Annotated in this window: 19 protein-coding genes and 1 riboswitch; of the genes, 6 read left to right on the forward strand and 13 right to left on the reverse strand. The window is 56.4% G+C overall.

Translation table 11 applies throughout. From position 1 onward, the window contains the following. Nucleotides 1-102: 102 nt before the first annotated feature. The 4 genes from polB to araB form a co-directional block, all read right to left on the reverse strand. Nucleotides 103-2460, reverse strand: a complete 2358-nt coding sequence (polB, locus tag ACQG03_RS03500) for a DNA polymerase II (protein WP_063163143.1) — start codon at nt 2458-2460, stop codon at nt 103-105. 156 nt (nt 2461-2616) lie between these two features. Further along, nucleotides 2617-3312, reverse strand: a complete 696-nt coding sequence (gene araD / locus ACQG03_RS03505; RefSeq protein WP_022647024.1) for an L-ribulose-5-phosphate 4-epimerase — start codon at nt 3310-3312, stop codon at nt 2617-2619. A gap of 86 nt (nt 3313-3398) precedes the next feature. Beyond that, nucleotides 3399-4901, reverse strand: a complete 1503-nt coding sequence (gene araA / locus ACQG03_RS03510) for an L-arabinose isomerase (protein ID WP_063163142.1) — start codon at nt 4899-4901, stop codon at nt 3399-3401. 10 nt (nt 4902-4911) lie between these two features. Continuing rightward, nucleotides 4912-6621, reverse strand: coding sequence for a ribulokinase (gene araB, locus ACQG03_RS03515; RefSeq protein ID WP_063163141.1), 1710 nt, complete (start codon nt 6619-6621; stop codon nt 4912-4914). 335 nt (nt 6622-6956) lie between these two features. On the opposite strand from araB, the gene araC reads away from it, so the two are divergent. Together araC and ACQG03_RS03525 are read left to right on the forward strand one after the other, a co-directional pair. Beyond that, complete coding sequence (gene araC, locus ACQG03_RS03520) at nt 6957-7802, forward strand: arabinose operon transcriptional regulator AraC (RefSeq protein ID WP_032625458.1); 846 nt, start codon at nt 6957-6959, stop codon at nt 7800-7802. 118 nt (nt 7803-7920) lie between these two features. After that, nucleotides 7921-8688: a DedA family protein gene (locus ACQG03_RS03525; RefSeq protein ID WP_017383796.1), complete on the forward strand. Its 768-nt coding sequence runs from the start codon at nt 7921-7923 to the stop codon at nt 8686-8688. A 43-nt stretch (nt 8689-8731) separates the two neighbouring features. Here ACQG03_RS03525 and thiQ read toward each other — a convergent pair whose 3' ends face one another. From thiQ to sgrR, 4 genes are all read right to left on the reverse strand, one after another. Further along, nucleotides 8732-9433: a thiamine ABC transporter ATP-binding protein ThiQ gene (thiQ, locus tag ACQG03_RS03530; RefSeq protein ID WP_063163140.1), complete on the reverse strand. Its 702-nt coding sequence runs from the start codon at nt 9431-9433 to the stop codon at nt 8732-8734. Further along, entirely contained in the window at nt 9417-11027 is a 1611-nt protein-coding gene (gene thiP / locus ACQG03_RS03535; RefSeq protein ID WP_063163139.1) for a thiamine/thiamine pyrophosphate ABC transporter permease ThiP, read from the reverse strand. Before thiP ends, thiQ begins: the two co-directional genes overlap by 17 nt. Next, on the reverse strand, nt 11003-11986 hold the full coding sequence (gene thiB, locus ACQG03_RS03540) for a thiamine ABC transporter substrate binding subunit (RefSeq protein WP_022647029.1): 984 nt from the start codon (nt 11984-11986) through the stop codon (nt 11003-11005). The genes thiP and thiB overlap by 25 nt, the downstream gene beginning before the upstream one ends. Nucleotides 11987-12017: 31 nt before the next feature. Then, a riboswitch (TPP riboswitch) is annotated at nt 12018-12118 on the reverse strand. A gap of 36 nt (nt 12119-12154) precedes the next feature. Further along, entirely contained in the window at nt 12155-13810 is a 1656-nt protein-coding gene (gene sgrR / locus ACQG03_RS03545) for an HTH-type transcriptional regulator SgrR (protein WP_022647030.1), read from the reverse strand. 88 nt (nt 13811-13898) lie between these two features. Between sgrR and sgrT the strand changes: the two genes are divergently transcribed. The 3 genes from sgrT to ACQG03_RS03560 all read left to right on the forward strand — a co-directional run bounded on the left by sgrT (nt 13899) and on the right by ACQG03_RS03560 (nt 15720). Then, nucleotides 13899-14051, forward strand: coding sequence for a glucose uptake inhibitor SgrT (gene sgrT / locus ACQG03_RS03550; RefSeq protein ID WP_003856388.1), 153 nt, complete (start codon nt 13899-13901; stop codon nt 14049-14051). A 120-nt stretch (nt 14052-14171) separates the two neighbouring features. Beyond that, on the forward strand, nt 14172-15350 hold the full coding sequence (locus tag ACQG03_RS03555) for a sugar efflux transporter (RefSeq protein WP_063163138.1): 1179 nt from the start codon (nt 14172-14174) through the stop codon (nt 15348-15350). 217 nt (nt 15351-15567) lie between these two features. After that, entirely contained in the window at nt 15568-15720 is a 153-nt protein-coding gene (locus tag ACQG03_RS03560; RefSeq protein WP_010427008.1) for a Hok/Gef family protein, read from the forward strand. Between the two features lie 90 nt (nt 15721-15810). Here the strand turns inward: ACQG03_RS03560 and leuD are convergent, their stop codons facing one another. The 5 genes from leuD to leuL all read right to left on the reverse strand — a co-directional run bounded on the left by leuD (nt 15811) and on the right by leuL (nt 20670). Then, complete coding sequence (gene leuD / locus ACQG03_RS03565) at nt 15811-16416, reverse strand: 3-isopropylmalate dehydratase small subunit (protein WP_022647032.1); 606 nt, start codon at nt 16414-16416, stop codon at nt 15811-15813. A 10-nt stretch (nt 16417-16426) separates the two neighbouring features. Next, nucleotides 16427-17827 carry a 3-isopropylmalate dehydratase large subunit gene (leuC, locus tag ACQG03_RS03570; RefSeq protein WP_063163137.1) on the reverse strand — a complete coding sequence of 467 codons (1401 nt, stop codon included), beginning with the start codon at nt 17825-17827 and terminating at the stop codon, nt 16427-16429. Between the two features lie 2 nt (nt 17828-17829). Next, nucleotides 17830-18921: a 3-isopropylmalate dehydrogenase gene (gene leuB, locus ACQG03_RS03575; RefSeq protein ID WP_022647034.1), complete on the reverse strand. Its 1092-nt coding sequence runs from the start codon at nt 18919-18921 to the stop codon at nt 17830-17832. Beyond that, nucleotides 18921-20492 carry a 2-isopropylmalate synthase gene (gene leuA / locus ACQG03_RS03580; RefSeq protein WP_022647035.1) on the reverse strand — a complete coding sequence of 524 codons (1572 nt, stop codon included), beginning with the start codon at nt 20490-20492 and terminating at the stop codon, nt 18921-18923. Before leuA ends, leuB begins: the two co-directional genes overlap by 1 nt. Before the next feature lie 91 nt (nt 20493-20583). After that, entirely contained in the window at nt 20584-20670 is an 87-nt protein-coding gene (gene leuL, locus ACQG03_RS03585) for a leu operon leader peptide (protein WP_057979999.1), read from the reverse strand. Between the two features lie 627 nt (nt 20671-21297). On the opposite strand from leuL, the gene leuO reads away from it, so the two are divergent. Continuing rightward, nucleotides 21298-22242 (forward strand): transcriptional regulator LeuO, encoded by a 945-nt coding sequence (gene leuO / locus ACQG03_RS03590; RefSeq protein ID WP_022647036.1) that lies wholly within the window; start codon nt 21298-21300, stop codon nt 22240-22242. Nucleotides 22243-22349 lie beyond the last annotated feature (107 nt).

Genomic DNA, 22349 nt, shown 5'->3' on the forward strand with positions numbered 1-22349 from the left:
GCAGGCAATAGTTCGACCCCGTCAAAAAAGACGGTCATCGAAAAATGGGTCCGGGAATGGAAAGGGCGCTATGGTACTGGATGGCAACGGTTTCGTCACGCGTCAAAATAGCCCAAGTTGTCCTGTCACTAGTGTAGCAAAGTCGTCGTTGATGAACGGTAAAATTCCCTCCGCAACAGGCTGAAGCTGGCGGGTCAGGTAGTGATCGTAATCGAGCGGAGACTGCTGGTAATCAATGGGTTCTGGTCCGTTCGTTGTCCAGACGTATTTGATCGTTCCCCGGTTCTGATACTGCGGCGCGCGGCCCCGTCGAACGTTCTCTTCATCCGCCAGCCGCGCCGCGCGGACGTGCGGAGGAACATTACGCTGGTACTCCGCCAGCGGGCGGCGCAGGCGCTTGCGATACACCAGCTGCGCGTCAAGTTCGCCCGCCATCAGGCTGGCTATCGTCTCGCGCACGTAGTCCTGATACGGCTCATTGCGGAACACCCGCAGATAAAGCGTTTGCTGAAACTGCTGTGCCAGCGGCGTCCAGTCGGTGCGCACTGTCTCCAGCCCTTTAAACACCATCCGCTGCTTGTCGCCTTCCTGAATCAGTCCGGCGTAGCGCTTCTTGCTGCCCTGGTCGGTTCCGCGAATGGTCGGCATTAAGAAGCGGGCAAAATGGGTTTCAAACTCCAGCTCTAACGCACTGGTTAACCGCTCTTTTTGCAAACTTTCGCGCCACCAGGCGTTCACGAAGGCGACCAGTTCTTTGCCGATTTGCGCGGCGTCGTCTTCTGAATGGGCCGATTTCAGCCAGACAAAGGTGGAATCGGTGTCGCCATAAATAACGTCATAACCCCGGGATTCAATCAACGCTTTGGTCTGGCGCATAATGTCGTGCCCGCGCATGGTGATGGACGACGCCAGACGCGGATCAAAGAAGCGGCAGGCGCTGGTGCCCAGCACCCCATAAAAGGCGTTCATAATGATTTTCAGCGCCTGTGAGAGCGGCTTGTTGCCGTGGCGTTTTGCCTCGTCGCGGCCGTGCCAGATGTTTCCCACGATCTCAGGCAGGCAGTGTTTTTCGCGTGAGAAGCGTGCCCCGAGAAAACCTTCAGTACTGTGCGCATCGTCTGGCTGCGCCATCCCCTCGACCAGCCCTACCGGATCAATCAGAAATGTGCGGATAATCGACGGGTACAGACTTTTATAATCCAGCACCAGCACCGAATCATACAGCCCGGGCCGTGAATCCATCACGTAACCTCCGGGACTGGCCTGCGGCGGCACGTCACCGAGGTTAGGGGCCACATAGCCCGCCCGGTGCATCCGCGGGAAATAGAGGTGGCTGAAGGCCGCTACCGAGCCGCCGTGCCTGTCGACCGCGAGACCGTTTACCGTTGCGCGTTCCAACAGGAAGGGCATGATCTCGGTTTTATGGAAAATCTGCGTTACCAGCTCACAGTCTTTCAGGTTATAGGTAGCGAGCGCTGGCTTATCCTCATTAAAGCGCCGGTCGATCTCGTCCATTCGGTCCCAGGGATTGTCGATGGATTTACCTTCACCGAGCAGCGCCTGGGCGACCGCTTCCAGCGAGAAGGAAGAGAAGTTCCAGAAGGCCGATTTCAGCGCCTCGATGCCGTCGATTATCAGGCGACCGTTAGCCTGTGCGAAGAATACGCCGTTCTTAAAACCGTGCTCTCGCCACTCCAGCTCCGTGTTTCCGCGCCCTAACGTCAGGGGAATGCGGTACCGCTCGGCATGTTTTTGCAACACGCGCAGGTCAAACTGCACCACGTTCCAGCCGATCAATACATCCGGGTCGTGCTCGGCAAACCACTGGTTAAGCTTCTCCAGCAGCTGTGGTCGGCTGGTAACGTATTCCAGATGAAAATCCAGCGCGGACGCATCGCCGTTCGGGGGCCCGAGCATATAGACAACCCGCTGCCCACAGCCCTCCAGGCCGATGCAGTACAGTTCACCGTGGCGGGTGGTTTCGATATCCAGCGAGACCCACTTCAGCGGTGGGCGATAGTGCGGATTAGGCTTCAGGCGCGCGTTAACGATCCTGCCGTTTTGCGCGGTGCCATCTACCCAGACGGGGGCGGTGATAAACCGCTCCATCAGAAAACGTTCCGGCGGGCGAATGTCCGCTTCATAGAGCGTCACGCCCGCTTCGCGGAGCAATTTTTCATAGCGCATCAGCTGGCGATGGGCGCGGCAGTAGAGGCCATAAACCGGCTGGCGGTGGAAGTCTTTCAGCTCAAGGGGAGTAAGGCGCCAGCCGTTTTCACCGCGCAGCAGCTGCTTTACCTTCTCGACGTGGTGTTCAGGGATAAACGCTACGGACTCCTGAGGCGGCAGGGTAACGTGCAGCGGGCCGTTATCCGTCGCCAGCCAGAACGCAACCTCGGTGCCCTGAGGGGTATCCCGCCAGTGTCGGGTCAGTAAAAAGCCTTCTTGCGCCTGTGCCACGCCGCTATCCCACAAAACTAAACCAGGCCTGATTATAGCCTGGTTGAGGGGTGTTTGCTGGGGTTTTATACAGTGCCTGTTTTGCCGGATGGCGCTACGCTTATCCGGCCAACAGGATCCGTAGGCCCGATAAGCGCAGCGCCACCGGACAATGTTTTACTGCCCGTAGTACGCCTTCGCGCCGTGCTTGCGCAGATAATGCTTATCGAGCAGGGTTTGCTGCATATCCGGCAACTGCGGTGCCAGCTGGCGGCAGAAGATCCCCATGTAGGCGACTTCCTCCAGCACGATCGCGTTGTGCACCGCGTCCTCCGCGTTTTTACCCCAGGCAAACGGGCCGTGGGAGTGCACCAGCACGCCGGGCATTTGCGCCGCGTCGATACCCTGTTTTTCGAAGGTTTCGACGATCACGTTCCCGGTTTCCCATTCGTACTCACCGCCGATCTCCGCATCGGTCATCAGACGCGTGCAGGGAATGGTGCCGTAAAAGTAGTCCGCGTGGGTGGTGCCGGTGGCCGGAATTGGCTGGCCCGCCTGCGCCCAGATGGTCGCGTGACGCGAATGGGTATGCACAATCCCACCGATGGTCGGGAAGGCCTGATACAGCAGGCGGTGAGTGGGCGTATCGGAGGAGGGCTTTTTATCGCCTTCAACCACTTCACCCGTTTCGATGCTGACCACCACCATATCTTCCGCGGTCATCACCGTGTAATCCACGCCGGAAGGCTTGATCACGAACACGCCTTTTTCCCGGTCAACGGCGCTGACGTTGCCCCAAGTCAGGGTCACCAGGTTATGTTTTGGCAGCGCCAGGTTGGCTTCGAGTACCTGACGTTTGAGATCTTCTAACATTGTCGTCTCCTGCCGGATGGCGCTTCGCTTATCCGGCCTACAGAACCGTAGGCCCGGTAAACGAAATGCCACCGGGCATTCAGGGCTTAGCGTTTTGAACCGTAATAGACTTCGTTCCAGCGCAGCGCGTCTTTAAAGGCTGGCAGACGGGTGTCGTTATCAATCACGGTCAGTTCGATGTCGTGCAGCTCGGCAAACTGACGCATATCGTTCAGGTCAAGCGCGTGGCTGAAGACGGTGTGGTGCGCGCCGCCGGCCAGGATCCAGGCTTCCGACGCGGTTGGCAGGTCAGGTTGCGCTTTCCACAGGGCGTTCGCGACCGGCAGTTTCGGCAGAGAATGCGGAGTTTCCACAGCATCGACGCAGTTCACCAGCAGGCGGAAACGATCGCCGAGGTCGATCAGGCTGGCGTTAATGGCCGGGCCGGTACGGGTGTTGAAGATCAGACGGGCCGGATCCGCTTTGCCGCCAATGCCGAGGTACTGCACATCGAGGATCGGTTTCTCTTCAACGGCGATAGACGGACACACTTCCAGCATGTGCGAGCCGAGCACCAGATCGTTGCCGTTCTCGAAGTGGTAGGTGTAGTCTTCCATAAAAGAGGTGCCGCCCTGCAGACCGGTTGACATCACCTTCATGATGCGAAGCAGAGCGGCAGTTTTCCAGTCGCCTTCGCCCGCAAAACCGTAGCCCTGCTGCATCAGACGTTGTACCGCCAGACCCGGGAGCTGTTTCAGGCCGTGGAGATCTTCAAAGGTGGTGGTGAAGGCATGGAAGCCGCCCTGTTCCAGGAAGCGCTTCATGCCCAGTTCAATGCGTGCGGCATCCAGCACGTTCTGGCGCTTGTCGCCGTTGACCTGTGCCGCAGGCGTCAGGCGGTAGCTGCTTTCGTACTCGTCCACCAGCGCGTTAACGTCGCCATCGCTGATGTCATTCACCACCTGCACCAGGTCGCCCACTGCCCAGGTATTCACGGAGAAGCCGAACTTGATCTGCGCGGCCACTTTGTCGCCGTCGGTTACGGCAACTTCACGCATGTTGTCGCCGAAACGCACCACTCTAAGGTGACGGGTATCCTGCTTAGAGACCGCCTGACGCATCCAGGAGCCAATGCGTTTTTGTGCCTGGCCGTCCTGCCAGTGGCCGGTCACCACGGCATGTTGTTGACGCATACGTGCGCCGATGAAGCCGAACTCGCGACCGCCGTGCGCGGTCTGATTCAGGTTCATGAAGTCCATGTCGATGCTGTCCCACGGCAGGGAGGCGTTGAACTGAGTGTGGAATTGCAGCAGCGGTTTGTTGAGGATAGCCAGGCCGTTGATCCACATTTTGGCTGGCGAGAAGGTGTGCAGCCACACCACCAGGCCAGCGCATTTGTCATCGTAATTGGCATCGCGGCAGATGTTAGTGATTTCGTCCGGCGTAGTACCCAGCGGCTTCAGCACCAGTTTGCACGGCAGTTTGGCTTCCGCGTTCAGCGCATTCACAACGTGCTCCGCGTGTTTCGTCACCTGCTGCAACGCTTCCGGTCCGTATAAATGCTGGCTGCCAATCACAAACCACACTTCATAATTATTAAAAATGGTCATTATCGTGTCCTTAATGTGTCAGGGTTGCCGTAGTGTCCGCGGTAGTTTTGGCCGGGGCGGCGACAGGGAGATAGTGAAGTTCGGCGCTTTTTGCCCATTGCTGGTAGCGCTGATAAAGCTGTTCAAAGCGTTGTGCCTGCTGAGCCTGCGGCTGGAGCGTACTTTCGACGGCGCTCGCCATATGCTGTTGCGCGGTCGGGATATCCGCATGGACGCCTGCGGCCACGGCAGCGAAAATCGCTGCGCCCAGCGCACAGCACTGATCGGAAGCCACAATTTGCAGCGGACGGTTGAGCACATCGCAGCAGGCCTGCATGATCACCGGGTTTTTACGGGCGATACCGCCCAAAGCCATCACGTTGTTCACGTCAATGCCCTGCCCGGTGAAGCACTCCATAATGGCGCGCGCGCCGAACGCGGTGGCGGCGATCAGGCCGCCAAACAGCGCGGGCGCGTCGGTCGCCAGGTTGAGATCGGTAATCACCCCTTTCAGACGCTGGTTGGCAAACGGCGTACGACGGCCGTTGAACCAGTCCAGCACCACCGGCAGGTGATCGAGAGACGGATTTTTTGCCCAGGCTTCGGTGAGCTGCGGCAGGAGCTGTTTTTTGCTCGCGGTAATCTGGGTTTTCAGTTCAGGATGCGCGGCCGCCAGCTGATCCAGCGGCCAGCCGAGCACGCGGCCAAACCAGGCGTAGATATCGCCGAAGGCGGACTGACCCGCTTCGAGGCCGATAAAATCGGGAACCACGCTGCCGTCAACCTGACCGCAAATGCCTTTCACCGCGCGGTCGCCGACGCTGGCTTTATCTGCCGTCAGAATGTCACAGGTGGAGGTGCCGATAACTTTCACCAGCGTGTTGGGCTGCGCACCCGCGCCCACGGCACCCATATGGCAGTCGAACGCGCCGCCGGAAATGGTCACGTTTTGCGGCAGACCGAGGCGTTTCGCCCACTCTTCGCAGAGCGTGCCGACCGGAATATCGGCGGTGAAGGTGTCGGTAAACAGCGGGTATGTCAGGTGTTTGTTGATGATCGGGTCGAGTTCATCGAAGAACGCTGCCGGAGGCAGACCCCCCCAGCTTTCATGCCACAGCGATTTATGCCCGGCGCTGCAACGGCCACGGCGGATATCCTGCGGGCGAGTGGTGCCGGAAAGCAGGGCGGGAACCCAGTCGCACAGCTCAATCCATGACGCCGCTGCCTGTGCGACCGACGCGTCCGCGCGGGTAACGTGCAGGATTTTTGCCCAGAACCATTCGCTGGAGTAGATCCCGCCGATGTAGCGCGAGTAGTCGGTTTTGCCCGGCTGGTGGCATAAGCGGGTGATGGCTTCCGCCTCTTCCACGGCGGTATGGTCTTTCCACAGCACAAACATGGCGTTCGGGTTATCGGCAAACTCCGGGCGAAGCGCCAGTACGCGGCCTTCTGCATCAACCGGGGCCGGCGTTGAACCGGTACTGTCGACGCCAATCCCCACGACGTCGGCCCGCTGGGCATCCGTCAGCTCCGCCAGCACGGTTTTGATCGCCGCTTCCATTGATTCAATGTAATCGCGCGGGTGGTGACGGAACTGGTTGTTCGGCGCATCGCAGTAGCGCCCCTCTTGCCAGCGCGGATACCACTCAACGCTGGTTGCTATCTCCCGGCCAGTCGTACAGTCCACTGCCAGCGCGCGAACTGAGTCGCTGCCAAAATCGAGGCCAATTGCAATTGCCATGGTGTTGCTCCATCCAAAACAGGTATGGAAGAACATTAGAGACTGGGGACAAAAATCGTCAGGCAGGATCCGCTAATCTTATGGATTAAATTGCTGTTACGATTGAAAGTGTGACGCCGTGCAAATATTCAATGTGGACATTTCTGCCGTACTTATAGACACTTTTGTTACTGCTTAACCGCCCGTGCTGGCGGAGAAATCAGGGGGAAAGGCTGAAACATGGCGGACGTAAAAGAGGCGTGATGCTTTTTGGATCTTTTCGCGGGCCATTTTTATACTGCTTTTATCGATATGGACAATTGGTTTCCTTCAGGACCCTTGGGAGAACTGAATCTATGGCCGAACCGCAAAACGATCCCCTGCTGCCGGGATACTCATTTAACGCCCATCTGGTGGCGGGGCTGACGCCCATTGAGGCCGAGGGGTATCTCGATTTCTACGTCGATCGACCGCTCGGAATGAAAGGGTATATTCTGAACCTGACCGTTCGCGGGGAAGGGGTGATTAAAAACGGCGATCGGCAGTTTATCTGCCGCCCTGGTGATATGCTGCTGTTCCCGCCGGGGGAGATCCACCACTACGGGCGCCACCCGGATGCCAAAGAGTGGTATCACCAGTGGGTCTATTTCCGTCCGCGCGCCTACTGGCAGGAGTGGCTCTCGTGGCCGGCCATTTTCGCGCAAACCGGTTTTTATCGCCCGGATGAGGCGCATCTGGCGCAGTTCCGTGAGCTGTTTGCACAGATTATTGAGGCAGGGCAGGCGGGAGGGCGCTACGCCGAACTGCTGGCCATCAACCTGCTTGAACAGGTACTGCTGCGCCGCATGGAGGCCATCAACGAGTCGCTTAATCCGCCGCTGGACAACCGCGTCCGCGACGCCTGCCAGTACATCAGCGACCACCTTGCCGACAGCCAGTTTGATATTGCCAGCGTCGCCCAGCATGTGTGCCTGTCGCCGTCACGGCTGTCGCATCTGTTCCGCCAGCAGCTTGGCGTGAGCGTACTCAGCTGGCGCGAGGATCAGCGCATCAGCCAGGCGAAACTGCTGCTCAGCACCACCCGAATGCCTATCGCCACCGTCGGGCGTAACGTCGGCTTTGAAGATCAGCTCTATTTCTCTCGCGTGTTTAAGAAGTGCACCGGTGCCAGCCCGAGCGAATTCCGTGCGGGATGTGAATAATCGGTAAACATTCAGGTGAACTTCAGGCGCATCTTGTAAACTATTCAGACAATTGATGCCTTGACGCGGTGCAGGGCGCTAAGCAGAATCGCTGATTCGTTTTCTGACCGGAATAGTTATGCAGGCATTGCTGGAACATTTTATTACCCAGTCCGTTATGTATTCGCTCATCGCCGTGGCGCTGGTGGCGTTTCTGGAGTCGCTGGCGCTGGTCGGGCTGATCCTGCCCGGCACCGTGATGATGGCGGGGCTTGGGGCGCTTATCGGCAGCGGCGAGGTCAATTTCTGGCAGGCGTGGATGGCCGGTATTATCGGCTGTTTGCTGGGGGACTGGATCTCCTTCTGGCTGGGCTGGCGCTTTAAGAAGCCGCTGCACCGCTGGTCGTTCATGAAAAAAAACAAAGCGCTGCTGGATAAAACCGAGCATGCACTGCACCAGCACAGCATGTTCACCATCCTCGTGGGGCGCTTCGTTGGGCCAACGCGTCCACTGGTGCCGATGGTGGCCGGGATGCTGGATCTGCCCGTCGCGAAGTTTGTGGTGCCGAACATTATCGGCTGCGTCTTCTGGCCGCCGTTCTACTTCCTGCCGGGTATCCTGGCGGGCGCGGCGATTGATATTCCTGACGGTATGCAAAGCGGTGAGTTTAAATGGCTGCTGCTGGGTACGGCGGTGCTGCTGTGGCTGGCGGTTTGGCTCTGCTGGCGCCTGTGGCGCAGCGCGAAAGCGAGCGTCGATCGCCTGACCCGCTATCTCCCGCGCACGCGCCTGCTCTGGCTGGCCCCACTTACGCTCGGCGTGGCGGTGGTAGCGCTGGTGGCGCTGATCCGTCACCCGCTGATGCCGGTGTACGGCGAGATCCTGTTGAAGGTGGTGAGCCGTTAAGGTGTTTTCCCTCTCCCCGTGGGAGAGGGCCAGGGTGAGGGCATCAGACCGCACGAATGCCCAACAATGAAGATGCCCCTGCGTTACCACTCAGAAGTTCTTCTGTCTCTCCATCCCACAAAATACGTCCTTCCGCGATCACCACCGATCGCGGCGCGATGCGTGCGGCATCTTCAATGCTGTGCGAAACCATCAGCATCGTCAGTTGCTCGCGCTCGCACACCTCCTCAACCAGCGAGAGCATCTCCTGGCGCAGGGCCGGGTCGAGCGCCGAAAAGGGTTCGTCGAGCAGCAGCAGCGGCTGCTCGCGCACCAGACAGCGTGCCAGCGCCACGCGCTGGCGCTGGCCGCCGGAAAGCTCCCCCGGAAGTCTGTTGATAAACGCAGACAGGCCCATTTGTTCGGCGATCGCCTCCAGCGTCTGACGCTGCGCAGCACTGAGCTTTAACCCCGGATCCATACCCAGCGCGATGTTCTGCCAGACCGTAAGATGATTGAACAGATTGTTTTCCTGAAACAGCATCGACACCGGGCGCTTAGCCGGCGGAGCGTAGGTATACTCGCCATTATCAATGTCGATCGACCCGCTGGCAGGCTGCAAAAAACCGGCAATCAGATTGAGCAGGGTACTTTTTCCGGCCCCGCTGGGGCCAAGCACTGCGATTCGCTCTCCCTGACGAACGGAGAGGGTAAAACGCATTGGCAGGTGCTCATAAAGCCAGGTTACATCAGTCAGTTTTAACATCACGCCCCGGAAGTTTTTCGATAACGGTAAATAACGCAAAGCACAGCAGCAACAGGAGCAGCGCCGTGACGGCGCCGTCCTGGCTACGATAGGAGCCAATTTGCTGATAAAGCCAGAACGGCAGCGTGCGGAAATCCTCGTTGCCGAAGAGCGCCACTACGCCAAAATCGCCAATCGACAGCACGCAGGCAAACGCCAGCGCCTGGGCGAGCGGGCGTTTCAGTGCGCGCAATTCTACCACCTTCAGACGCTGCCAGCCCTGCATGCCCAGCGACTGACACAGCAAGCTGTAGCGGCTGTTGACGTCGCGCATCGGGTTTTCCAGCACCTTGAGCGCGTAAGGGATGGCCATTAGTGCGTTGGTAAAAATGACGATGCCGTCGGCGCTTTCCGGCAGGCCGAGGGTGCTGTTGAACAGTAAAAAGAATCCGGTCGCCAGCACAATGCCCGGCATCGCCAGGATCAGCATACCCGTCAGTTCCAGCGCGTGTCCGGCTTTACGGGCATGACGCGCGTACAGCTCGCGGCTGCTCCAGAGCAGCATCATGGTCAGGATCACGCACAGTAGCCCGGCTGCCAGCGCAATGCGCAAGGAGGTCCACGTCGCTTGCCACAGGACAGGTTGTTGCAGTACCGACAACACATTGCGATTCAGTCCATCAACGATAACGGCCAGCAGCGGGGGCAGCAAAAGCAGGAGTGCCAGTGCGATCAGCATAAAATCCGCGACGCGGCTATACAGGCAGTCCTGCGGATCGCGCCAGCCTGTCATGTTATTGCTTCCTGTGGGGATCGTTTTGCTTAGCCTCTGGCTGAGTAACACCAGTGCCAGACAGCATACCATCTGCACGATCGCCAGCAGCGCGGCGCGGCCCGGATCGTAGTCGTAACTTAAAGCCTGATAGATCGCCAGCTCAATGGTGGTGGCCTGCGGCCCGCCGCCGAGAGAAAGTACGGTCGCGAAGCTGGCGAAGCAGAGCATAAAGATTAGCGCGGCAACCGGGGCAATCTGGCGTCGCAGCCACGGCCATTCGACAAAGCGGAAGAACGACCAGCCGCGCATGCCAAGCTGGGCGGCAATCTGACGCTGCTCACCGGGAATGTTTTCCAGCGCCTGTAAAAAGAGGCGCGTGGCCATCGGCATATTGAAAAAAATATGCGCCAGCAGAATGCCTTTCAGGCCGTATGGCGAGAAGGTCCATTCCAGACCAAGCAGGTTGAAAAGGAATGCCAGCCATCCCTGCCGACCATAGACGCTCAGAATGCCGAACACCGCCACCAGCACGGGCAGGATCAGCGTCATCGCGCACAGCCGCAGCAGGGCAAGCCTGCCGGGGAAACGTCTGCGATAGAGGGCGCGGGCGAGGAAAATGGCCGGGAGCGTCGACAGCAGCGCGGAGAGAAACGCCTGCCAGAAGGAGAAACGGATGACGTGCCAGAGATAGCTGTCGTGCCAGAGGGCAAGCAAATCGCTCTCTGGCGCGTTAAACCACAGCGCAAGGAATGCTCCCACGCTGACGACCACCATCAGTATAGCGGCGAGCAGCCCGGGAACTAACCAGCCGGGGATCAGCGGCTGACGGCGCGTTGCCATTCACTTATCCATGCGGCGCGCTGGGTGGCAACCTGCTGCGGCGTAAATTCCAGGGAGGTTTGCGGTTTGTTCAGCTGCTCAAAACCTGCCGGCAGCGCAACATCAGTGACCGGGTACATCCAGTTTCCTGTCGGAATAGCATTCTGGAATGCCGGTGAAACCATAAACTTCAGGAATTTCTCGGCGAGCTCCGGCTGTTTGCTCGCGGCGGTGCGGGCGGCCACTTCCACCTGCAAATAATGTCCTTCAGCAAAGTTCGCGGCGGCGTAGTTGTCTTTCTTCTCGGCGATAATGTGGTAGGCCGGAGAAGTCGTGTAGCTCAGCACAAGGTCGCTTTCGCCTTTCAGGAACAGGCCGTAGGCTTCGCTCCAGCCTTTGGTGACGGTAACGGTTTTCGCTGCCAGTTTCTGCCACGCCTCAGGCGTTTTGTCGCCATAGACTTTCTGCATCCACAACAGCAGCCCCAGACCCGGCGTGCTGGTGCGCGGATCTTCATAAATCACGCGCCACTTCTGATCGCTTTCGACCAGCTCTTTCAGGCTTTTGGGCGGATTCTTCAGCTTGTTTTTATCGTAGACAAACGCAAAGTAACCGTAATCAAAGGGAACGAAGGTGTCGTTTTTCCAGCCGCCCGGCACGTTGACGGCATCTGCCGCCACGCCGCTTTTGGCAAACAGTCTGGTTTGAGTGGCGGCTTGCAGCAGGTTGTTATCCAGCCCGAGCACCACGTCGGCTTTGCTGTTTTTGCCTTCCATACGCAGCCGGTTAAGCAGAGAGACACCATCTTCCAGCGCCACGAATTTCAGCTCGCAGTTGCAGTCGGCTTCAAAGGCTTTTTTCACCGCCGGGCCGGGGCCCCAGTCGGCGGAGAAGGAGTCGTAGGTGTAGACCGTCAGGACAGGCTTAGCAAAAACAGGCAGCGCAAACAGCGCCAGCAGAGGAAGAACGTTTTTTAACACTTTGCACCTCAGGGTTGAGTGGCAAAGGATTTTGAGAGACAGCCTCAAATCCCTTCGCCGGCGTTATCCGGATCAGGTTCGACGGGTATTATCTCAGCGCACATCAGTGATGCAGCACCCCGTTGAGAACGGCGCTATTGTAATGATTTGGTGAATATTACGAAAGCGTTATGGCTCCGGCGGCGCAAACCACGCGGATTTAAAATCAAACCAGCCCAGGGTATTCATTCGCAGGCCGCGCATGCTGCGCTGACCCTGGATCAGCAGCCAGTGGTGAATCAACGGTACGATCGTCTGCCCGGCCAGCAGCTCCTGACACCAGGCGGCCAGATCCATTTCTCCTGCCCGCCACCGTGCGGCGTCTCGCTGCCAGTCCCGATTGATACAGTGCTGAATCAGGGGCACTTCATACAGGTGAGAGAAGAGCGAAAAATCAAGCGGCAGCGTGAAGTTCGCACTGTTGAGCCAGATATCGCTGATAACATCTCCACGGTGCCATTCATCATAGTCCACTTCCTGTATCGCCAGCGTCACGCCCTCGGCTGCCAGCAGCTTACTCATGATCCTTGCGATAAACCGGTGTTCAATGTGATCGCGATAGTAGCTGAGGGTGATGGTCTCCAGTCCGGCAGGTTTTTCACTGCGTACTGGCTGCGCATGGTGCCAGCGCGGAAGCAGGCCATAGGCCGGGAACCACCAGGTCTGGTATTGCTCCTCTGCGTGATAAATCAGGTTAGCGGGCGCCAGAACATGGCTGATCCACCTGCGTACGTCGTGATTCGCCCCGCGATGGCTGCGGCTATCGAAGAGCAGGTAGTAGCAGCCCTCCTCCAGGCGGCTTTCGAACGCCTTTTCACCGGCTGTTGGCCCTTCCAGCGTCAGGCCTGCGCTCAGCTCTTCGTTGAGATCCGGCAGTACCCAGACGTTGACTTCGTCGATCAGCGCCCTATAGCCAAAGTAATCATCAAAGGCGCGGATCTTCAGCTGATTACTGTTGTTCCGTGAAACGGAGTAGGGGCCCGTACCAATCGGCTGGCTGGAAAAATTGTTCAGGGATCGCCACTCGGCAGGCAGGATCATCGAGGGCACGTAGCCCAGGAGCCACGGAAGCCATTTGTCCGGCTGCGATAGCTCAATATCCAGCGTCCATGCCGTTGGGGAGTGGATCCGCGCGATATGCGAGTAGAGCGGCAGCGTGCGGGCGCGTTCTAAGGAGTCGATAACGTCGCGCATCTCCAGCTCGCGTCCATGGTGGAAATGAATGCCGGGACGTAAAAAAAAGCGCCAGTGCAACGGAGACACCTGTTGCCAGTGATGGGCAATATCCGCTTCCAGTTCCCCGTTTTCCTCATTTATCCGCGTCAGGCCGCTAAAAATCTGCCGGGCCATGTGGGTTTCAGAGCGACGTAACGCCGTACCGGGCAACAGATTTTTCATTGGGCGATAGTAAAGCACTCGCAGAATGTGGCGTCCCTGACGAAAGCTGCGTCCCAGATGCGAGACCAGCATCTGGCGCACGGCGGCTTTGTCGCCCACCAGCTGGACCAGCTGATCGATGCGGTCTTGCTCCAGCAGATCCTCCGCCCGCTGTTGCTGCAACGCCAGGCCGGTATAGAGGAAAGTCAGGCGCGAGCGCTTACCGCGTCCGGCTTCGGCCTCCCAGTTTAGCCAGCCCTGCTGCTGCATGGTGTTAAGGAGGGTACGCATATGACGCCGGGAGCAGTTGAGGAGCTCAGCCAGCTCGTTCAGCGTGGTCTCCTGCGATTGCCCCTCGCAGCACTGCCAGAGGCGGATAAATTGTTGTTGCAGACGACCAGAAGGCATAAAAGAGGAACTCCTGACAAAAAATCAGCAATTTATTAATCCCTATATTAAGCCAATAATCCTTATCGATGAAGCGAGGAGGTAAATTATGAAGAGGTCTACCGCACGTCAGTTTTATCAGCACTATTTTTCAGCGACAAAGGGAGTGTCCTGGCTGGCCCGCCAGTGCGCAGAGCAGCGGCTGAGAATACTGGAAGATCTGATGCAGTGGGACGTTACGAAACCGACCTCTTCTCGCTAACTCGCCTCGATCATGTGTGACTGAGTATTGGTGCTAATCACCCGCCAGCAAAATGTTTTTGCTGGCTTTTTTCGTTTACTATTTCACCCAATTTCGATTCGCTTTCATAAGGACTTGCGCATGCTCTGGTTGATGACGATGGGGCGACGCCTGAACGGCGTGTACGCCGCTTTTATGCTGGTGGCCTTCATGATGGGCGTGGCCGGTGCGCTACAGGCGCCGACGCTGAGCCTGTTTCTCAGTCGTGAGGTTGGGGCGCAGCCATTTTGGGTAGGCCTGTTCTACACCGTCAACGCCATTGCCGGGATCCTCGTCAGCCTGTGGCTGGCGAAACGATCCGACAGCCAGGGCGATCGCCGCAAGCTGATCCTCTTTTGTTGCGCCATGGCCGTGGGCAACGCGTTGCTGTTTGCCTTTAATCGTCACTACCTGACGCTTATCACCTGTGGCGTGCTGTTGGCCTCTCTGGCGAATACCGCCATGCCGCAGCTCTTCGCCCTGGCCCGGGAGTACGCCGACAACTCGGCGCGGGAAGTGGTGATGTTCAGCTCGGTGATGCGTGCGCAGCTCTCTCTCGCATGGGTCATCGGCCCCCCGCTGGCGTTCATGCTGGCGCTGAACTACGGTTTCACCGTCATGTTCACCATCGCCGCGGGAATTTTTGCCATCAGCCTGGCGCTGATAGCCTTTGTGCTGCCATCGGTGGCGCGCGTAGAGCAGGTGACGGACAAGCCCATCACCCAGGTAAGCGGCTGGCAGGATAAAAACGTCCGCATGTTGTTTATCGCCTCCACGCTGATGTGGACCTGCAACACCATGTACATTATCGATATGCCGCTGTGGATCAGCAGCGATCTGGGACTGACCGACAAGCTCGCGGGGATCCTGATGGGCACCGCTGCCGGGCTGGAGATCCCGGCGATGATTCTGGCGGGTTACTACGTAAAACGTTTCGGAAAGCGTCGGATGATGGTCGTCGCCGTGGCGGCTGGGGTGGTGTTCTACGCGGGGTTAATCCTTTTCCATTCGCGGGAAGCTTTGCTGGCGTTACAGCTATTTAACGCGGTATTTATCGGAATCGTTGCCGGGATCGGCATGCTCTGGTTCCAGGATTTAATGCCGGGGCGAGCAGGCTCCGCGACCACGCTGTTTACTAACAGTATCTCTACCGGCGTGATTCTGGCAGGGGTGATTCAGGGGGCGCTGTCGCAAAGCTATGGACATGCATCCGTGTACTGGGTGATCGCAGCGATTTCGGTCATCACGCTTGTGTTAACGTGCCGGGTTAAAGACGTTTGATTCTGGAAGGCGGCTTCACGAAATGAAACGATTTTCTGACAGGAGCAGAGAAGGCGCATAGAGTGCGTGACGGGTGCTTGAGGCTGTTTGCCTCAGGCTTTCGCAAGAGGCAAACAGTGGAGAGTCCCACATCAAAAAAACTGATGGGGAGACCAACTTCACAACCAACATTGCGAGGTTAGTCTCTTCATTGCCGAAAAGCAATAAGGAGGCTGGAATGCCAAAACGTACTCTGCTGTTAGGTTTGTTTCTGATCTGTACGACGTTGTTGATCTTCACCTGGATGGTGCGTGACTCGCTGTGTGAGCTGCACTTCAGACAGGAGAAAACAGAGCTGGCGGCAGTGTTGGCTTACGAAGCAAAACGTTAGCGGTATTGGCGGGGTTTTTCCCCGCCTCTCCAGAGTGGTTACGCCTCAACGCACCCTTATCAATGGCCCGCGCCCTGCGGGCCATTGCCTTTAGCCCATAAACGCAGGCTGTTTTTTCTCGTAGGTGGAGATAGCCTCTTCGTGTTGCAGCGTCAGGCCAATGCTATCCAGACCGTTCAGCATGCAGTGGCGACGGAACGCATCAATGCTAAAGCTGTAGGTCTTGTCACCGGCTTTCACCACTTCTGCTTCCAGATCCACTTCAAACGACATCCCCGGATTTGCCTGCACCAGCGCAAACAGTTCATCGACCTGTTCGTCACTCAGCGTCACCGGCAGCAGCTGGTTGTTGAAGCTGTTGCCGTAGAAGATATCCGCGAAGCTTGGGGCGATAACCACTTTAAAACCGTAGTCGGTTAATGCCCATGGCGCATGTTCACGCGACGATCCGCAGCCAAAGTTTTCCCGCGCCAGCAGAATGGAAGCCCCTTTGTATTGCGGAAAGTTCAGGACGAACTCCGGGTTCGGCACTTCGCCTTTATCGTCGAGGAAGCGCCAGTCGTTGAACAGATGCGCCCCAAAACCCGTGCGCGTCACTTTCTGCAAAAACTGTTTAGGAATGATCGCGTCAGTATCGACGTTAGCGGCGTCCAGCGGGACAACACGGCCCGTATGTTGGGTAAATTTCTCTGCCATGATTGTCTCCTTATTTCAGGCTGCGAATATCGGCGAAATGACCGGTGACTGCCGCAGCGGCGGCCATTGCCGGGCTGACCAGGTGGGTGCGCCCACCGCGGCCCTGACGGCCTTCAAAGTTACGGTTGCTGGTGGAGGCACAGCGCTCGCCCGGATTCAGGCGGTCGTTGTTCATCGCCAGACACATGGAGCAGCCGGGCAGGCGCCACTCGAAGCCTGCTTCGATAAAGATCTTATCCAGACCTTCCGCTTCCGCCTGGGCTTTCACCGGACCGGAGCCCGGCACAACCAGCGCCTGCACGCCCGGTGCCACTTTGCGGCCTTTTGCAATTTCTGCCGCAGCGCGTAAATCTTCGATACGGGAGTTAGTGCAGGAGCCGATGAACACTTTATCAATGCTCACGTCGGTCAGCGGTACGCCGGGTTTCAGCCCCATATAGGCCAGCGCCTTTTCCGCACTCGCGCGCTCGACCGGATCGGCGAAGGAAGCCGGGTCAGGAATGCAGTCGTTGACGGAAATGACCTGGCCCGGGTTGGTGCCCCAGGTGACTTGCGGGGCGATCTCTTCCGCCTGCAACGTCACAACGGTATCAAAAATTGCCCCCTCGTCCGTTTTCAGGGTTTTCCAGTACGCAACCGCGTCGTCAAAATCCTGTCCTTTCGGCGCATGAAGACGCCCCTTCACATAGTTGAAGGTGGTGTCGTCTGGGGCCACCAGGCCTGCTTTGGCACCCATCTCAATGGCCATGTTGCACAGGGTCATACGACCTTCCATGCTCAGCGCCTGAATAGCGTCGCCGCAGAACTCAACGACGTGACCGGTACCGCCTGCACTGCCGGTTTTGCCGATAATCGCCAGCACGATATCTTTCGCGGTGATACCCGGCGCGGCTTTCCCCTTCACTTCAATCTTCATGGTTTTGGCGCGGCCCTGCTTCAGGGTCTGCGTCGCCAGAACGTGTTCCACTTCAGAGGTGCCAATCCCGAACGCCAGGGCGCCAAATGCGCCGTGCGTCGCGGTGTGGGAGTCGCCGCAGACAATGGTCATGCCCGGCAGAGTAATACCCTGTTCAGGCCCCATTACGTGGACGATGCCCTGATAGGGGTGGTTCAGATCGTACAGCTCCACGCCAAACTCGTTACAGTTCTTAATCAGCTCCTGCATCTGGATACGCGCCATCTCGCCAGATGCATTAATGTCTTTGGTCTGGGTGGAAACGTTGTGATCCATCGTGGCAAAGGTTTTACCCGGCTGACGCACCGGGCGCTTGTGCGCACGCAGGCCGTCAAATGCCTGAGGAGACGTCACTTCGTGTACCAGATGACGGTCGATGTACAACAGTGGGGTTTCGTCTGGCGTCTCGTAAACAACGTGCGCATCAAACAACTTCTCATATAACGTCTTAGCCATGATTACACCCCTTCAGCGACATAGCGGGCAATGATGTCGCCCATTTCATCGGTACTGACTGCCGCCGTGCCGCGTGCTAAATCACCGGTACGGACGCCTTCTTCTAACGCCCGGTTAATGGCGTTTTCAATTGCGGTTGCTGCATCGCCTGCATCCAGGCTGTAGCGCAGCAGCAGAGCCAGGGAGAGGATCTGCGCAATCGGGTTGGCGATGTTTTTGCCTGCGATATCCGGCGCGGAGCCCCCCGCCGGTTCGTACAGGCCAAAGCCTTCTTCGTTCAGGCTGGCCGAGGGCAGCATGCCCATGGAGCCAGTGATCATGGCGCATTCATCCGAGAGAATATCGCCGAACAGGTTGGAGCACAGCAACACGTCAAACTGAGACGGATCTTTGATCAGCTGCATCGTTGCGTTGTCGATATACATATGCGACAGCGCAACGTCCGGGTACTGCTTAGCGACTTCACTGACGATTTCGCGCCACAAAATGGAAGACTGGAGCACGTTCGCTTTATCAATCGAGGTCACTTTACGGCGGCGTTTGCGCGCTGACTCAAACGCGATATGGGCGATACGTTCAATTTCAAAACGGTGATAGACCTCGGTATCAAACGCTTTCTCATGCTGACCGCTGCCTTCGCGACCTTTTGGCTGACCGAAGTAGATGCCGCCGGTCAGCTCACGCACGCAGAGAATGTCGAAACCGTTGGCCGCGATATCCGCGCGCAGCGGGCAGAACTCTTCCAGCCCCGGGTACAGCTTCGCCGGACGCAGGTTGCTGAACAGTTTGAAATGTTTACGCAGCGGCAGCAGCGCACCGCGCTCCGGCTGCTCTGCTGGCGGCAAATGTTCCCACTTAGGGCCGCCCACGGAGCCAAACAGCACGGCATCGGCATTTTCACAGCCTTCCACAGTGGCTTTCGGCAATGGCGTACCGTGGTTATCAATCGCAATACCGCCCACATCGTAGTGGCTGGTGGTAATTTTCATCGCAAAACGCGAACGAACGGCTTCCAGTACTTTCAGCGCCTGTGCCATCACTTCCGGGCCAATACCGTCACCCGGCAACACAGCAATATGGTAATTCTTCGACATCACACGGTTTCCTTGTTGTTCTCTTTATTCTGAGCTTTGCGTTGCAACTCTTTTTCGACTTCGGCGGCGCGCCAGATGTTGTTCAGGACATGCACCATCGCTTTCGCGGAGGATTCGACGATATCTGTCGCCAGACCCACACCGTGGAAGCGGCGACCGTTATAATTGACGACGATATCCACCTGACCCAGGGCGTCTTTACCGTGCCCTTTAGCCGTCAGGTCGTATTTCACCAGCTCTACGTCGTACTCAGTGACGCGGTTAATCGCCTGGTAAATGGCATCCACAGGGCCGTTGCCGTTGGCGGCTTCCGCTTTAATTTCATCCCCGCAGGCCAGCTTAACGGAGGCGGTGGCGATGTCGCTTGAGCCGGACTGGACGTTGAAGTAGTCCAGACGGAAGTGCTCTGGCTCTTCCTGCTGTTTGTTGATGAATGCCAGCGCTTCCAGATCGTAATCGAACACCTGGCCCTTCTTGTCCGCCAGCTTCAGGAAGGCGTCGTACAGCTGATCCATGTTGTAATCGCTGTCCTTGTAGCCCATCTCTTCCATACGGTGCTTCACTGCCGCGCGACCAGAGCGTGAGGTCAGGTTCAACTGAACCTGGTTCAGACCGATGGATTCCGGAGTCATGATTTCGTAGTTTTCACGGTTCTTCAGCACCCCATCCTGGTGGATACCGGAAGAGTGAGCGAACGCGCCCGTACCGACAATCGCTTTGTTGGCCGGGATCGGCATGTTGCAAATCTGGCTGACGGTCTGGCTGGTGCGCCAGATTTCGTTGTGATTGATGCGTGTGTGCACGTCCATGATGTCTTTGCGCACTTTGATCGCCATGATCACTTCTTCCAGCGAACAGTTGCCTGCGCGTTCGCCGATGCCGTTCATCGCGCCTTCTACCTGACGCGCGCCGGCGTGCACCGCCGCGATAGCATTGCCAACGGCCAGACCCAGGTCATCGTGGGTGTGTACAGAGATAATGGCTTTATCAATATTTGGTACGCGGTCATACAGACCGGTAATGATGTTGGCAAACTCAAACGGCATGGTGTAGCCGACGGTATCCGGGATGTTGATGGTTCTGGCTCCGGCATTAATAGCGGCTTCCACTACACGGGCCAAATCGTCAATCGGCGTGCGGCCTGCATCTTCACAGGAAAATTCCACGTCGTCAGTGTAGTTACGCGCCCGTTTAACCATATACACCGCACGTTCGATCACTTCATCCAGCGTGCTGCGCAACTTGGTTGCAATGTGCATGGGGGAGGTGGCAATAAAAGTATGGATACGGAAAGCTTCTGCAACTTTCAGGGATTCCGCGGCCACATCGATATCTTTCTCAACGCAGCGAGCCAGAGCGCACACGCGGCTGTTTTTGATGGTGCGGGCGATGGTCTGCACTGACTCAAAATCACCCGGCGAGGAGACAGGAAAACCGACCTCCATTACGTCTACACCCATGCGTTCCAGGGCCAGCGCAATTTGCAGTTTTTCTTTAACACTCAGGCTCGCCTGTAATGCCTGTTCACCGTCACGTAAAGTAGTATCGAAAATAACGACTTGCTGGCTCATGGGTTAGGTCCTTGTCAGTCTTAGGGCGCCTTGCTACGAGCATAAAAAAACCCGCGCAGTGGCGCGGGTTTTTAGTTTTACTGAAGACGATTCAACGCTGAATTTCGCCCGCCAGTCTACCGCGCACAGTGGATGCGTTTAGTAGTAGTAGACCGGTGAAACGAAGGGTGCGAATCATGAATCCTGCTCCAGGTGAATGCGATATGCTTTTAGTGGTACTGGATACGCCGACTCATGTCAACCCCTCCCCGACAAAACGGGGACCCAACGCAGGGAGAATACATTAGCTAATTGTGCTGGTTTTTGCGTGGCTAACCGATTTTATTGTCTATTATTGGACTGGGGATTCATCTCTGGAATAATTTGAATATAATTGGTAGCAATTGAACATACTATTTTCATCAACATGCTAAGAAATGGAATGTGTTTCATATCATTGATTTATAAACTTCATGAATGATTTAAGGGTAAGTAAGTTATCAAAATTGATATCAATTTGTTAATGAATATGCGTTGTATACTATTAATAGTTTAATAACGCTTAAGTCATTATTAATGAGAGCGTTGATTGTGTATTTGTCTGGTTTATGGTTTCATGCTCACAATAAAGTTTGAGATATCTTTTGAACGATTTTTAACTCTTCATTTATGGGGTGCGTAAAGCCGCTCGGTGAATGGGGCTCTTTATATATTCCGAATTTTAAATAATTTCCTTTCGCTTGTTGTATATGCATGGTAAATCATATTTTTCGAAGTTATTACTGTACCTGGGCAAAGGGAATTTAGCGTGACGGTGGAGTCAGAAATGCCAGAAAATAATATTAACCAACCACAGACTTATGATGGGGTTAAGCCTCAGTTACGCACAGTGGATCTTAACTTGTTAACTGTATTCGATGCAGTGATGCAGGAGCAGAATATTACGCGAGCAGCGCAATCTCTGGGAATGTCTCAGCCTGCCGTGAGTAATGCCGTAGCCAGACTTAAGGTGATGTTTAACGACGAGTTATTCGTTCGTTATGGGAGGGGAATTCAGCCCACAGCGCGTGCATTCCAGCTATTCGGTTCGATTCGTCAGGCGCTACAGCTGGTTCAAAATGAACTTCCCGGTTCGGGCTTTGAACCCTTAAGCAGTGAGCGGGTTTTCCATCTCTGTGTTTGCAGTCCGTTAGATAATTATTTGACGTCTGTTATATATAATAAAGTTGAACAGATCGCCCCAAATATTCATCTCGTTTTTAAATCATCATTAAATCAAAACACTGAACACCAGCTTCGTTATCAGGAAACAGAGTTTGTTCTGGGATACGAAGAGTTCCGCCGTCCAGAGTTTGCCTGTGTTCCGTTGTTCAAAGACGAAATGGTGTTAGTCGCCAGTAAAAAACATCCCCGTATGAATTCGCCGCTGCGTGAAAGCGATGTTTACAGTGAGCAACACGCCGTTGTTGCTCTTGACAGATATGCCTCATTCAGTCAGCCGTGGTATGACACCGCCGATAAACAAGCCAGCGTGGCTTATCAGGGAATGGCCATGGTCAGTGTATTAAATGTCGTTTCTCAGACGCAGTTAGTCGCTATTGCGCCGCGCTGGCTTGCTGAAGAGTTCTCCGATTCACTTAATCTGCAAATTTTACCTCTGCCGCTCAAGCTTAATAGCCGGACCTGTTATCTTTCCTGGCATGAGGCTGCGGGTCGGGATAAAGGGCATCAGTGGATGGAAGAGCTGCTGATCAATATTTGCCGTCGCTAGGTTCTGGTGAATAAACCGCATGGCGTCATGCGGTTTATTCTGCGGTTTTTAAAACTGGCGATATTTTGTGCTGCGTTAATTTTTTCAGTTACTTATGCATGCTCAAA

The organism is Enterobacter cloacae complex sp. 342H5 (assembly GCF_050030905.1).
Classification (GTDB): domain Bacteria; phylum Pseudomonadota; class Gammaproteobacteria; order Enterobacterales; family Enterobacteriaceae; genus Enterobacter; species Enterobacter intestinihominis.